The organism is Arthrobacter sp. BGA-UO-ETr-C19, from assembly GCF_059568005.1.
In genome coordinates this window covers 342,185-355,637 of sequence record NZ_JCAQPC010000024.1, presented here as the reverse complement: position 1 = coordinate 355,637, position 13,453 = coordinate 342,185, and the positions used below count along the sequence as shown (strand labels likewise).

Annotated in this window: 14 protein-coding genes; 8 read left to right on the top strand and 6 right to left on the bottom strand. The window is 65.5% G+C overall.

Features of this window, described 5'->3' with window-relative positions; all coding sequences use genetic code 11:
• The first annotated feature begins 28 nt into the window (after positions 1–28).
• Positions 29–1,399 (top strand): MFS transporter, encoded by a 1,371-nt coding sequence (locus AC57BR_RS20540; protein WP_496363951.1) that lies wholly within the window; start codon positions 29–31, stop codon positions 1,397–1,399.
• Between the two features lie 205 nt (positions 1,400–1,604).
• Here the strand turns inward: AC57BR_RS20540 and AC57BR_RS20535 are convergent, their stop codons facing one another.
• Positions 1,605–2,483, bottom strand: a complete 879-nt coding sequence (locus AC57BR_RS20535; protein ID WP_496363949.1) for a helix-turn-helix domain-containing protein — start codon at positions 2,481–2,483, stop codon at positions 1,605–1,607.
• Between the two features lie 153 nt (positions 2,484–2,636).
• Between AC57BR_RS20535 and AC57BR_RS20530 the strand changes: the two genes are divergently transcribed.
• Together AC57BR_RS20530 and AC57BR_RS20525 are read left to right on the top strand one after the other, a co-directional pair.
• On the top strand, positions 2,637–3,323 hold the full coding sequence (locus tag AC57BR_RS20530) for an EthD domain-containing protein (protein WP_496363947.1): 687 nt from the start codon (positions 2,637–2,639) through the stop codon (positions 3,321–3,323).
• A 124-nt stretch (positions 3,324–3,447) separates the two neighbouring features.
• On the top strand, positions 3,448–4,311 hold the full coding sequence (locus AC57BR_RS20525; protein WP_496363945.1) for an SDR family oxidoreductase: 864 nt from the start codon (positions 3,448–3,450) through the stop codon (positions 4,309–4,311).
• Positions 4,312–4,751: 440 nt separating this feature from the next.
• Here AC57BR_RS20525 and AC57BR_RS20520 read toward each other — a convergent pair whose 3' ends face one another.
• The gene (locus tag AC57BR_RS20520) at positions 4,752–5,375 is read right to left on the bottom strand and encodes an NADPH-dependent F420 reductase (protein ID WP_496363943.1); all 624 of its coding nucleotides are present in this window, start codon (positions 5,373–5,375) and stop codon (positions 4,752–4,754) included.
• A gap of 110 nt (positions 5,376–5,485) precedes the next feature.
• Positions 5,486–6,220: an SDR family NAD(P)-dependent oxidoreductase gene (locus AC57BR_RS20515; RefSeq protein WP_496363941.1), complete on the bottom strand. Its 735-nt coding sequence runs from the start codon at positions 6,218–6,220 to the stop codon at positions 5,486–5,488.
• Between the two features lie 127 nt (positions 6,221–6,347).
• On the opposite strand from AC57BR_RS20515, the gene AC57BR_RS20510 reads away from it, so the two are divergent.
• From AC57BR_RS20510 to AC57BR_RS20500, 3 genes are all read left to right on the top strand, one after another.
• Entirely contained in the window at positions 6,348–6,944 is a 597-nt protein-coding gene (locus AC57BR_RS20510; RefSeq protein ID WP_496363939.1) for a TetR/AcrR family transcriptional regulator, read from the top strand.
• A gap of 53 nt (positions 6,945–6,997) precedes the next feature.
• Positions 6,998–7,378, top strand: a complete 381-nt coding sequence (locus tag AC57BR_RS20505) for a VOC family protein (RefSeq protein WP_496363937.1) — start codon at positions 6,998–7,000, stop codon at positions 7,376–7,378.
• Positions 7,379–7,623: 245 nt separating this feature from the next.
• Positions 7,624–7,842, top strand: a complete 219-nt coding sequence (locus AC57BR_RS20500; protein ID WP_496363935.1) for a hypothetical protein — start codon at positions 7,624–7,626, stop codon at positions 7,840–7,842.
• Positions 7,843–7,891: 49 nt separating this feature from the next.
• On the opposite strand, the gene AC57BR_RS20495 is transcribed toward AC57BR_RS20500, so the two are convergent.
• Positions 7,892–8,797, bottom strand: coding sequence for a helix-turn-helix transcriptional regulator (locus tag AC57BR_RS20495; RefSeq protein ID WP_496363933.1), 906 nt, complete (start codon positions 8,795–8,797; stop codon positions 7,892–7,894).
• Positions 8,798–8,957: 160 nt separating this feature from the next.
• On the opposite strand from AC57BR_RS20495, the gene AC57BR_RS20490 reads away from it, so the two are divergent.
• Positions 8,958–9,938, top strand: a complete 981-nt coding sequence (locus AC57BR_RS20490) for an aldo/keto reductase (RefSeq protein WP_496363931.1) — start codon at positions 8,958–8,960, stop codon at positions 9,936–9,938.
• Between the two features lie 172 nt (positions 9,939–10,110).
• Positions 10,111–11,568: a rifampin monooxygenase gene (gene rox / locus AC57BR_RS20485; protein ID WP_496363929.1), complete on the top strand. Its 1,458-nt coding sequence runs from the start codon at positions 10,111–10,113 to the stop codon at positions 11,566–11,568.
• On the opposite strand, the gene AC57BR_RS20480 is transcribed toward rox, so the two are convergent.
• Complete coding sequence (locus AC57BR_RS20480; protein ID WP_496363927.1) at positions 11,565–11,915, bottom strand: type II toxin-antitoxin system HicB family antitoxin; 351 nt, start codon at positions 11,913–11,915, stop codon at positions 11,565–11,567. The two genes, rox and AC57BR_RS20480, sit on opposite strands and share 4 nt — an antisense overlap.
• A gap of 134 nt (positions 11,916–12,049) precedes the next feature.
• Positions 12,050–13,333, bottom strand: coding sequence for a S1C family serine protease (locus AC57BR_RS20475; protein ID WP_496363925.1), 1,284 nt, complete (start codon positions 13,331–13,333; stop codon positions 12,050–12,052).
• Positions 13,334–13,453: the final 120 nt, after the last annotated feature.

Below are 13,453 nucleotides of genomic sequence, written 5' to 3'. Positions count from 1 at the left end.
CGCCCCACCATCCTGAAATGGAACCAGCATGACAACAGCACACCTCGTCGACCTGACCCCTGACCAGGTCCGCCGCAAAAGCCTGATCTCCGGCACGGTCGGAGCGATCATCGAATGGTACGAATACACCGTCTACGGCACCGCCGCCGCCCTCGTCTTCGGCACCCTGTTCTTCCCCTCCACCGAACCCGGCGTATCCCAGATCGCCGCACTCGCGAGCTTCGGCGTGGGCTTCCTCGCCCGTCCCGTCGGCGCCTTCGTCTCCGGGCACCTCGGTGACCGGATCGGACGCAAATCCACCCTAATCCTGACCTTCCTCATTATGAGCGCGTCAACGGCCGCCATCGGGCTGCTCCCCACCTACCAGAGCGTCGGATTCTGGGCTCCGGTCCTGCTGTGCATCCTCCGCCTCACCCAGGGATTTGCCGTCGGCGGCGAATGGGGAGGCGCGGCGATCATCGCCGTCGAAAACGCCCCGAAGGGACGACGCGGATTCTTCGGAGCCTGGCCCCAGATCGGCGTCTCCTGCGGCCTGCTCCTTGGCACCGGAGCCGTAGCGATTTCCCAAGCCATCTCAGGGGACCAGTTCATCGAGTGGGGCTGGCGCCTGCCATTCCTCCTCAGCGTTCTGCTGGCCGCCGTCGGCCTGTACATCAGGCTCAACGCCTCCGAAAGCCCAGCCTTCCTCGCCGCCAAAGCCGAAGCAGAACGGAAACAGCAAAAGCAAAAAGCGCCAATACCGGTCGTGTTCAAAGAGCACCGCAAATCCCTGGTCATTGCCCTGTTCTCACGCTTCGCCGAAGCAGGAAACTACTACCTCTTCACCGTCTTCCTGCTCTCCTACGTCGCCACCACGTTGAAACTGCCGGCATCCTACGGCCTGGTCGCCGTCATGATCGGCTCGGCCCTTAACATTGCGATGATCCCGGTCTTCGGCGCCATCTCCGACCGCGTCGGCCGCAAGAACACCTTCTTCTTCGGCGCAGGAGTCATCATCGTCAGCGCCTGGCCCATCTTCGCCATGATCCAAACCGGCAACCCGTTCGCGATCATCGCCGGCGTAGCCATCTTCCTCACCCTCGGCCACGCCGCCGTCTACTCCGTGCTCCCCGCCTTCTACTGCGAACTGTTCCCCACAGAAGTCCGCTACACCGGGATCTCCGTCGGCTACCAGACCGCAGCCATCCTCCTGGCCGGATTCACCCCGGTCATTGCCAGCGCCCTCGTCCTCTGGTCCGGCGGCACCTGGCCCCTGGTCGTCATCATCGTCGTCACCACCCTCATCGCGGTAGCCGCCGTCGCAGCTGCCAAAGAATCAAAGGACCTCGACCTGGACACCATCGGAAAAGCCTCGCCGACTTTCGCCGGTGAAACGAACCGCAGAACACCTACTCGCTAGGGATCCGCTGCCGCATCCAGGTAAGGGCCGATCAGCCGTGCCACCCTCCTGCTTCCGCACAGGAAGCCGGAGGGTGGCACGGCTGTTGTCACTCCCTTAGAACCTTCCATCCAGCTTTGCTGTCTCGAAACTTTCCCGCCTCAAAACGTTGGGTGCGAGACGGCCTAGTACTGACACCGCCTTTACAGGGAACTGCGTTTAGTCGTCAGGTTCCGTGATGAGCGGAAACGCTGCCCATGTCCGAGGGGTGGCTGCTGATCCAGCTGCCCAGCAGGTTTAGCGCCTGAGCCGAAGGCGAGTTTGGTTCCACCGTATAGGTGACGAGCATTTGTTGGGAGTCGCCCAGAATCGCCAGGGATTCAAACGCCACGGTAAGGTCTCCCGCGATGGGGTGGTGGAAGGACTTTGACCCCGAGGAGTGAGCACGGACGTCGTGTCGGACCCACCAGTGGCGGAACTGCTCACTATGGACCGATAGTTCCCCGACAAGATCCGAAAGGGCTTTGTCTTCCGGGTGCCTGCCGGCGTGAAGGCGCAGCATCGCCACCGAGTCGGTGGCTGCCCGGTTCCAGTCCACATAAAACTCCGGCGCGCGGGGATCCAGGAAGACGAACCGGGCGAAGTTCGCGGGCCGTGTCGGGGTCACCCCGAATCCCAGATACAGGGCGCTGCCGAGGGGGTTGCTGGCCAGGATGTCCATCCGTCCGTTCTGCACGACGGCCGGAACTTCGGGCATCGAATCGAGCAGCCTCTGGACCCCCGGCCGCACCCGCTGCTGGGCGGGGACGCGGGGCCGGGCACCCCGGGCGGGCGGCTTGACCAGGTCCAGCAAATGCGCCGTCTCTGCCTCATCGAGTTGCAGGGCCCGGGCGATCGCGAGGAGGACGCTTTCCGAGCCGGTCGTCTTACCGCGCTCCAGGCGGGTGTAGTAGTCCACGCTCACACCGGCCAGATGGGCCACCTCCTCACGGCGCAGCCCCGGCACGCGCCGGGTTCCACCGTAGGTGGGCACTCCGGCCTCTTCCGGGCTGATCTTGGCCCGGCGCGAGGAGAGGAATTCACTGATTTCTGAGGGTCCGGCCACCCTTCAACGGTACAACCGCGATTCTTAGCGAGGGGGGCTCAATTTGTACCCGGGTAAGCCCATCCCCGGGTACAACCCGGCCTTTTTGCCTCCCCTCATGGGTGGTGTTGTAGAAGTACAGCCACGAACACCTGAGACGGAAAGACCCCCAACATGATCAAGTTCTTCGCCCTGATTCCCCGCGCAGAGTCGGTGAGCTCCCAGGAGTTCCATGACCACTGGCGCCACCCGCACGGCAGCATGGGCCGGCCCATCCCAAGCATGGTCAGCTACGTCCAGAGCCACCACATCCCCTCCGATTTGTTCGGGTCCAACCAGACCACCTATGAGGGCATCGCCGAAACCGAGTTCGACACCCTCCCTGATGCCCTCGACTTCGGTACGGAACCGCAGTATGTCAAACACGTCCAGCCCGACGAGCCCAACTTCGTTGGCCCTGGCCTGGAATGGCTCTACTCCCGGCAGGAGGTGCTCGTGCCCCGCCGGCGCGCCCAGGACGGGGCGAGCTACGCGGACGTCATGTGGTCCCCGCTTGACCGGCCGTACTCGATCAAAATGCTTCAGTTCGTTCACCGCAACGGGAACCCCGACTGGGCCGGCGACGACGACGCAGAGCTGGGAAACAGGATCGGCGCGTTCCGGCACGTACGCGACCACATCCTGCCCGAAACCATGAGCGATGAGTCGACGTGGGTCGGAGCCCATGAACTGTGGTGGCCGACCCTGACAGCGTTCCACACCGGCGTCGCGGCAGACCGCGCAGCGTTCGACGAACTCGTCAGCCGCGGCGGACAGGACGCACTGACCCTGCTCGTGCAGTCCGAACGATACCTGCGCTAACCGCCCCCGCACGGGGCACCCGCCCCGCCCGGCATCGTCAACAGCCTGTGCTACGACCCCACCGGCCAAATCCGATTACCGAAACAGTACCAATCCCTTCTTACGACCCAAAGGACAACACCTCATGACTGACACCACACCCAAAGTCTGGTTCATCACCGGCGCCAACCGCGGTATCGGAGCCGAGATCGCCAAGGCAGCACTGGCCGCAGGCCACAACGTCATTGCCACCGCCCGCAAGCAGGAAACCATCGAAGCGGCACTCGGCGACTCGGAGTCCCTGCTCGCTCTGGCCCTGGACATCACCGACGAGCAGCAGCCCCAGGACGCCGTCGAGGCCGCCGTGTCCCGCTTCGGCCGGATCGACGTGCTGGTGAACAACGCCGGCTACGGCCAGCTGGGCCTGTTCGAGGAAACCTCCCTGGCCCTGATCAAGCAGCAGTTCGAAACGAACACCTACGGAACGATGAACGTCACCCGCGCCGTCCTGCCCGTGATGCGCCACCAGGGCTCCGGCCACGTCTTCACGGTTTCCTCAATTTCCGGCACCGTAGGCGTCATCGGCAGTGGCACCTACAGCGCCTCCAAGTTCGCCGTGGAAGGCTGGATGGAAGCCCTCGCCCTGGAAGTTGCACCCTTCGGCATCACAGCGACCATCGTCCAGCCCGGCTACTTCAAGACCGACTTCCTCGACTCCTCCTCCGTTGCCTACGGTGACATCGTGATCGAGGACTACTCCGAACAGTCACGCCAGTTCCGCAAGGAACAGGACGACATGAACCACCAGCAGATCGGCGACCCCGCCAAACTCGCAGCCGCCCTGCTCCAACTCGCCGAGGCCGAGAACCCGCCCATGCGCTTCATCGCCGGGAAAGACGCCCTGGGCGCAGTCGAAGCGTTCATCCTCCCCAAACGCCACGAAGACCTCGAAACCTGGCGCGAACTCTCCACATCGCTGGAACTCGACAACAGCAGCACAACTGTCTGAACCGCAAACGGGTGGCGGCCCGGCACCCGGACCGCCACCGCTTCGCCGCGCCCCGGTAGGCACCCCGCCTGGCTATTCGCCCCTGCGGTGTCTCGAAACCTGTGCACCTCGTATCCCTAGGGTTATGAGAAGGCCCGTGCACCAGCTTGGGGACCTTCACCGGGCCGTGAAGCGGGCAGGGCATACGGGGCATCCCGATGGCAGCCCCTCAGCCGGATCGAGAATTCAAGGGGTGCGCCCCTTCCATCGACCGGCTAACGGGCAGGCACGGACGGGTGGAGGTGGTGTCTGGTAGCTCAGTGCCTAATGACTTTGGGCCGCCAGGTTGAAACGGTGAACAGCAGCATCCGATCGAGGGAGCGCGTCATCTGCGGTCCGTGGGTCAGATGGCTGCTGTCCACGTCAACCGCCTTGCGCGCCGACTGCCCGGCCCCCGCGGCTCAGCCGGTGAATTCGTTGACGCCGAGGGCGAAGTCCCAGTGGCCGACCCCGTTGCCGGCGAGGCCCACCGTGACCAGACCCATTCCTTCCAGCCAGTGCGCCATTTTCAGGCCCCCGACATCCAGCGGGCGCAGCCCAAGGCTCTCGATGAATGCCGCCACGTCCGCCTTGGCCTGCGCATTGTCGCCCGCGAGGAAGACGTTGGGCCTACCCTTCTCCAAAACATTACGGAAGATGGTGTTGAATGCCTTCACCACGCTGGCGCTGGCCGGGGCCTTCTTGGCGACTTCCTGCGCGATCGAGGTTTCCTCGCTGTGGGCCAGGCCATCGAATGTGGCGTTGAAGGGGTTGCTGATGTCGACTATGACCTTGCCCGCGAGGGCGTCTCCGTACTCCGTGACGACCGGAATGACGCCGTCGTACAACAGGGCGGTGATGACGATGTTCCCGGTCGGGACGGCGCCCCACGTGCCCGTCGTCACGCCGCCGCCCAGAGCCTTGGCCAGGTGATCGGCCTTGGACTGATCGCGCCCCATGACCTCGACGGTATTGCCGCCTGCCACCGCGAGCGTGCCGATTGTACGGGCCATGTTCCCCGTACCGATGAGAGTAATGCTGCTCATGAGATGTGCTCTTTTCTTGTTCTCGAGGTGTCGCCCTGTCTCGTTGGAGATCAGTTCGTTGCGGCGACCGGAGTTGCGGGTGTTTGCCCGTGGGATTCCTGGTGTGTGGTTCAGAGTGCGGTGGTGCCGCCGTCTGCGACCAGTTCCAGGCCGTTGACGTAGCTGGAGTCCTCGGAAGCGAGGAACAGGGCGACTGAGGCGATTTCTTCTGGGCTGCCCATCGTTCCGCGGGGAATGAGGGACTCGAATGCGGCCTTGGTTGCGTCGTCGAAAAGTTCTGCCTGTTTGGCAGTGGCGACCTGGCCGGGGGTCAGGACGTTGACCCGGATCTTGCGGTCCCGCAGTTCGTTGAGCCAGACGCGGGCCCAGGCTTGCTGGACTGCTTTGCTTCCCGCGTAGAGGCTCCAGCCGGGGAATGCGCCGAGGGAGGCGTTGGATCCGGTCATGAAGATCGAGCCGTTGTCGTTCATCAGCGGCAAGGCCTTCTGCACCGTGAATAGGGTGCCGCGCGCGTTGAGCCCGAAGGCGCGGTGGAACTGTTCTTCGGTGATCTCGCCGAGGGCGGCGGGTTCGCCCATCCCGGCGCTGGCCCACAGTACATCGATCGAGCCCTTCTCCCGCTTGACGGTGTCGTACAAGCGGTCCAGGTCGTCCAGGTCGGCCGCGTCCCCTTGGACGGCGGTGACGTTGCGGCCGATCAGCTTGACGGCGTCATCCAGTGCTTCCTGCCGCCGGGCCTGGATGAAGACGTGCGCTCCTTCTTCGACGAACAGTTTTGCGCCTGCCAGTGCCATGCCGGTGGATCCGCCGGTGATCACCGCGACCTTGCCATCAAGCTTTCCCATGAGTGCTCCCATTCATATGTCGTGTCGACGTTAAGTACACCGATCTGAGTGCTTAACGTATCCACGTAGTTGGGTGGGGCGCAAGTTAAGCACACCGATCCGTACCCGTTTGGGCTAAGCTGGGTGTATGACGGAGTTGAAGAAGGGGCCGCGAGGCCTGCGCCGCGGCAGGGGCGCACGGGAGCGCATCCTCAGCGCATCACAACAACTGTTCCGCGATCAGGGCATTAACTGCACTGGGATGGACCAGCTCTGCGCGGCGGCTGAGGTGTCCAAACGGACTCTTTACCAGCACTTCGCCGGCAAGGATGAGCTGGTCGCCGAAGGCCTCCGCCAATTCGATCCCGATATCCTGCCCGAGGTCTTCGACCGCACCGACCTCACACCGCGCGAACGACTCCTCGCCATCTTCGACATCCACGCGCCTCTGTGCCCGTTCATCGCGGCGGCCGTCGAAATCCCCGACCCTGGCCACCCGGCACGCGCCTACGCCCGCAACTACAAAAAAGACTTTGCCGCGCGGCTCACTGATACCGCCCGGGAGGCCGGCGCCACCAACCCCGAACAGCTCGGCGAGCAACTGGCGCTGCTCCTGGACGGCGCCTCGGCCCGCAGCCGGGTCCTCAACACCGACACCTTCGCCACCGCTGCCGCGATCGCCGCCGTCCTCATAGACAATGCCATCCCCACGGAAACGGCAACGGCAGGCGCAAGTGCTGGATAGCGGCACGGCCAGCATGACGGTGACGCCCGCCGTGAAGCTGTAGGTTTATGCCCATGACTGAACCTGTGGGACAGCTTGCGTCCATCTCCCTCGATTGCCCCGACACGGACCTGCTGGCCGGCTTCTACGCCCGGCTCTTGGGACTCGAAGAGGCGTTCGCGACCCCGGACCGGGGCGTCGTCGCCCTGGCAGGAGCCGGTCCCATGCTCACCCTGATGCGCGTCGACCAGTACGTCGCACCGTCGTGGCCCGAAGGGCCCCAGCACCAGCAGCTTCACCTCGACGTCGCGGTGGACGAGCTGGACTCGGCAACGGATGCTGCCGTGGCTCTGGGCGCCACGCCCGCCAAGCACCAGCCGGCACCGGAACGGTGGCGCGTGTTGCTCGACCCCGCAGGTCACCCTTTCTGCCTCACCGCCGTACGCCCCGACTAAAGCGAAGCGGCTCTCCGGTTCCCCGGCGGACCCGGGCGTCGCGCGGGTTCGATGGCCGAGCCCCGCGATCCGGCCCGGAGGGTTTCCGGGACACCCAACCCCTAGGATGGGGGGCCGGTTTCCCGCGCCATTTGGCTTGCCTGCCTCAGATTTGGTGCCCGCACCGGCTCCGGTCCCTGCCTGTCCCTGCTGACTCCAAACACCCTCTGGGAACATCACGGCACCACAAGGGAGCAGTGATGGCGATGACCCCACCACCTGGCGGGTGGATTGTCCGACGGCAGGTTTGGTGCCTCATCAGCGACGTCCTGAATGACATGACCGTCGGCGAGGAAGCCCGCCTCGCACTGCTCCGGCACCTCGCGGAGCATCCCGGAAACCCCGAACGCGCACTGCTGGCCCAGGTGAATGACTGGCAGGACCGCGAGGAACGGAAGGGACCAGCGCAACTCCGGAACACCTGACCGGATGCCGACACCCGACGGTCCACCGGTGTCCATTAGGATCGCAGCATCAATTTCCGGGGACGTGGCTGGTGACTGCTTCGTCCTTGGCTTTCAACTCGACGCTGTTTGTGGCGGCCCAGTTAGCCAGCAGCTGCAGTCCGTCGTGGGACGTGGAGCCTGGTTCCGCGGAGAACACGAGCATCTGGAGAGTCCGGTCGGTGGCCAGGTCCAGCCCGAGGTAGGTCAGGTCGAGGTCGCCAACGATCGGGTGGTGAATGCTTTTGATGCCGCTGCGATGTTCGCGGACGTCGTGGGCTCCCCAGAGTTTCCGGAAAAGGTCGCTGCGGGTGGAGAGTTCGCCGACTAGGTCGCTGAGCTGGCGGTCGTAGGGAGAACGGCCCGCTTCGACCCGCAGGAGGGCGACGATCTGGCGGGTGTTGGATTCCCAGTCCCGGTAGAACGTCTGTGCCCTGGCATCAAGGAAGGCGAAGCGTGCGGCGTTCACGGGCCGCCGGGAGTCCTCGAACATCTCCGAGAAGAGAGCCCGGCAGAGGCGGTTGGTGGCCACTGCGTCCAGCCGGCCGTTTTGCACGTACACCGGGACGGTGGACATCGCGTCGATGGTCTGCTGCAGGGCCGCGTTGATCTGTGTTTTGCGTGCCGGGCGCCGGCGCTGCGGGTGGGCACCGGCGTTGGCTGAGCGGATGAGCTCGTAGAGATGTGAGTGCTCGGCCTCATCCAGTTGGAGGGCCCGGCTGACCCCATCAATGACGGCCTCCGACGCTCCCTTGGCGTTGCCGCGTTCCAGACGTTTGTAGTACTCCGAACTCATGCCGGCCAGGAGCGCCACTTCTTCCCGCCGCAGGCCGGGGACGCGGCGCCGCCCGCCGAAGTCAGGCAGGCCCACTTGCTGCAGGGTCAGCTTGGCCCGCCTCGAGACGAGGAACTGGCTGAGGTCGTCGTGGTTGTCCATGATGTCGAAGGTACTCCAGCCCGCGCCCGCTAGCGGGTCCCTGCCAGGGAACCTCTAGGTAGGGTCTCGTTAGCCCACGCGCTGACCGGTTGACTTGAATCATCAGCCGCCCCGGACGGGCCGGCTAAGGCCTGAAACCCCACTGAAAAAAGGAACCACCATGAAGAACGCACGCCTCGGAGACCTGGAAGTTTCCGCCATCGGCCTCGGCGCCATGACCATGGCCGGCACCTACACCAGCGAGGGCGCCCTGGACAACGCGGAGTCGATCCGCACGATCCACCGCGCACTCGATCTCGGGGTCACCCACATCGACACGGCAGAGATCTACGGGCCTTTCCTGAGCGAAGAGATCGTCGGCCAGGCGGTCAAGGGACGCCGCGGCCAGGTCAAGATCGCCACAAAGTTCGGCCTGGTCTCCCATTCCAGCGGCGGTCCCGGCGTGATCGACAGCAGCACAGCGAACGTGAAGGCCGCCGTCGAAGGCTCCCTCCGGCGCCTCGGCACCGACCACATCGACCTGTACTACCAGCACCGGGTCGACCCGAACACCCCGATCGAGGAAACCGCCGGCGCCGTCGCGGACCTGATAGCCGAGGGCAAGGTACTGCACTTCGGACTCTCAGAAGCCTCCCCGGAGACCATCCGCCGCGCACACGCAATACAGCCGGTCACCGCGCTGCAGACCGAGTACTCTCTCTGGACCCGCGACGTGGAGGATGGGATCCTGCCGCTGCTGCGTGAACTCGGCATCGGCTTCGTCCCGTACTCACCGCTCGGACACGGTCTGCTGACCGGTCAGATCCGCTCCGTGGACGACTTTGCCGACGACGACTGGCGCAAGACCAACCCGCGGTTCACTGGCGAGAACTTCCGCCGGAACCTCGCGATCGTCGACGAGGTGAAGGCTATCGGCGCCGAAATCGGCGCGACCCCTGCACAGACAGCCCTCGCCTGGCTGCTGACCCGCGGGAACGACATCGCCCCGATCCCCGGCACCCGTCGGGTCTCCCGTGTCGAGGAGAACACCGCTGCCAGCGGCATCGAACTCACCGGCGACCAGCTGGAGCGGCTGAACACCCTGCGGCCTGCCGCAGGTGAACGCCACGACGAGGCCAACATGGCCTCGATCGACCGCTGATCCCTGGCCGGGGTGCCCCGCCAAACACGTCCCGGTTCCAAGAACATGCGAAAGGCAAGGAGAAACAATCTCCCTGCCACTTTCAGGATATAGCCCGCCAGGGGGCTTGCCGCAAGACCCCCACCCTCGACCAGAATGGTTGGCCGCGCCTAGTTTTGGATTGGGGTTTCACATGTTTGACGTGATCATTAGCGGTGGCGGGCCGACGGGGATGATGCTGGCCAGCGAACTGCGGCTGCACGGCGTGGACGTGCTCGTCCTGGAGAAGGACGCGGAGCCGAGCAACGCGGTCCGCTCGCTCGGCCTGCACCCGCGCAGCATCGAAATCATGGACCAACGCGGGCTCCTGGACCGGTTCCTCGCACTCGGGCAGCAGTATCCCGGCGGCGTCGGCCGCTTCGCCGGGATCGAGAAGCCCCTGCCGGCGAACCTGGACACCGCGCACGCCTACATTCTCGGCATCCCCCAGCCGGTCACCGACCGCCTGCTGGCGGAGCGCGCCGTCGAGCTCGGTGCGCAGGTCCGCCGCGGCTGTGAGGTGACCGGCGTCGAGCAGGACGCGGACGGTGTAACCGTCGGGCTCGCGGACGGCTCGCGGCTCACCTCGCGCTGGCTGGTCGGCTGCGACGGCGGACGCAGCCTCGTGCGCCGGCAGCTCGGCATCGGCTTCCCGGGCGATCCCGCCACGAACGAATGGATCCACAGCGAGATGGAGGTGACCACGCCGCCGGACGAGCTGGCCGAGGTGGTGGAGGAGGTCCGCAAGACCCACCGGGGGTTCGGCGTCGGCCCGGCCGGGAATGGGCTGTACCGCGCCGTGGTGCCTGCGGCGACCGTGGCCGAGGACCGCGCGGTCCCGCCGACCGTGGAAGAGCTAAAGACACAGTTGCGTGCCTTCGCCGGTTCCGACTTCGGCGTCCATTCACCGCGCTGGATAACCCGCTTCACGGACGCCACCCGTCTCGCCGACCAGTACCGCGCGGGCCGGGTGTTCCTCGCCGGCGATGCGGCGCACGTCCACCCGCCGCTGGGCGGACAGGGTCTGAATCTCGGCATCCAGGACTCGTTCAACCTCGGCTGGAAGCTCGCCGCCGAGGTCAACGGCTGGGCCCCGGACGGGCTGCTGGACACCTATCAGGCCGAGCGCCACCCGGTCGCCGCCGACGTCCTAACCATCACCCGCGCCCAGAGCGAACTGATCTCACCCGAGCCCGGCCCCCAGGCCGTGCGCCGCCTGCTGGCCGAGCTGATGGACTTCGACGACGTCAGCCGGTTCCTGGCCGAGAGGATCAGTTCGATCGGGGTCCGGTATGACTTCGGTGAGGGACCCGAACTGCTCGGCAGACGGCTGCGCGACATCCCCCTGTCACGTGGCCGCCTCTACGAGCTCACCCGCGAAGGCCGCGGGCTCCTGCTCGACCAGACCGGCGGACTCTCCGTAACCGGATGGACGGACCGGATCGACCACGTCGCGGACGCCAGCGGGGAACTGGACGCGCCCGCGGTCCTGCTCCGGCCCGACGGCCACGTCGCCTGGATCGGCGAAAACCAGGACGACCTCCTCCGCCACCTGCCGAAGTGGTTCGGAGCCGCTGCCGAGGACGCCGGGGACGTTCACGTTTATGCCTAACTGGCGATCAATCGTTCAGTAAGGTACCTGTTCAACGAGACGCCTTGCTCCTGAGCAGAGATGGCCAACTGCCTGTGCTTTTCGGGCGACACGCGGACCTTGAGGTTTCCGCTGTACTTGCGCTCGGCGAAAGGCAAAGGGATCTCTTCGCCATTCTCCGCCATGTCTGCCACAACTTCTTGCAGCAGGCGTTCAAGTCCGCGAAGCGCCTCTTCCTTGTCAGGATCCAGCCAGGAAAGGGATGGGAATTCAGTAACCGTAGCTACGTACTCGTCGTCTTCTGGCGACCAGGCAACAGAGTAGCGATAGTGCGCCACAAGTGATGCTTTATTAGCCTGCAATCCCATGGATTTATGGTGTCACTAATGGAACCACTGCTCAACTTTTTTGAGTGCTACAACCCAGAGCTGGGCGCCACTCCCCCATGGAGCGGCGCCCGGTCTGGTGTGCCCGGCTTTGGGGCCGGGTAAAGAAGACCCGCTTAGGAGGCCCCGTCCAGGGTGATGTCCGCGGACTGTTCCTGGCCGTCGCGCTGGAAGGTGATCTTCACCGTCGAGCCGGCGGCCTGCTCGCGGGCGGCGGCCGTCAGCTCGGAGGCATCGGTCACGGTCCGGCCGGCCAATCCGGTGACAACGTCGCCGGCCCGCAGCCCGGCCTTGTCAGCGGCGGATCCGGAGGTCACCGAGGCCACTTCCGCGCCGGCCGTGAAGTCCGACGACGACCCTGACGTTTTGTCCTGAACGGACAGTCCCAGCTGGCCATGGGTCGCCTTACCCGTGGAAATGATCTCCTCCGCCACCCGCTTCGCCTGGTTGATCGGGATGGAGAAGCCGACGCCGATGTTGCCGCTCTGGGCCGACGAGGACGACGACGAGCCCGCGGACGCGATGGCCACGTTGACGCCGATGATCTCACCCTTCGCATTCACCAGCGCGCCGCCGGAGTTGCCGGGGTTGATGGCGGCGTCGGTCTGGATGACGTTAATGCTGATGGAGTCCTGTGCGGACGCCGCAACACCGGGCTGGGACCCATACGGGGAAGTCCCGTCCTGGGACGAGGATCCGTCGGAGGTGGCGGAGGACGCCGTCTCGATGGTGCGGTTCACGGCGGAGACGATGCCGTCCGTAACGGTCCCGCTCAGTCCCAGGGGCGCGCCGATGGCGATGGCGGTGTCGCCCACGTTGACGGCGCCGGAGTCACCGAGGGTTGCAGGGGTCAGTCCCTGCGCGTCGATCTTGATGACGGCCAGGTCGGAGAGCGGATCGGTGCCCACGATGATCGCCTTGTAGACCCGCCCGTCATGGGTGCGGACCTCGACGGCGGCATCCGCCGCCGCCCCGTCCAAGGTGACCACGTGCGTGTTGGTCAGGATGTGACCCTCGGTGTCCAGGACGATGCCCGAGCCGGTGCCCCCGGAACTGCCGGAGCTCACGTTGATGGTCACCACGCTGGGCGAAGCCTTCTGCGCGGCCGCCGTGACGGCGTTGACGCTCTCCGTGTTGTTGACGATGACCGGGCTGATCGCGGCCTGCGCCGTGGTGGTGGCCGCCGCCGGCGCACCGGGCCACAAGGCTGCGGCCCCGGTGGCCACCCCGCCGCCCAGGAGCCCGGCCGCCACCAGGCACGTGACGAAGACGGCGGGGCCAACCCGCTTCCTGTCCCGCCGGAGCGGCCGGGAGGCAGGGGCAGAGGGCACAGCACCGAAAGCCGGAGGGAGAGCGATGGTCTCTTCAACATCAGGGTTGTGGCTGGTCTCCGTGTACATGGTGGCTCCTCAGGCGGTTCCGCTCCGACGGTTCCCGGAGCTTTCCCCCTAATCCTGTCCACCGGGGCTTTGGCCCTTCTGTCCCGACGCTGTGCTGAAGCTGTGAAGGCAAACGGGCAA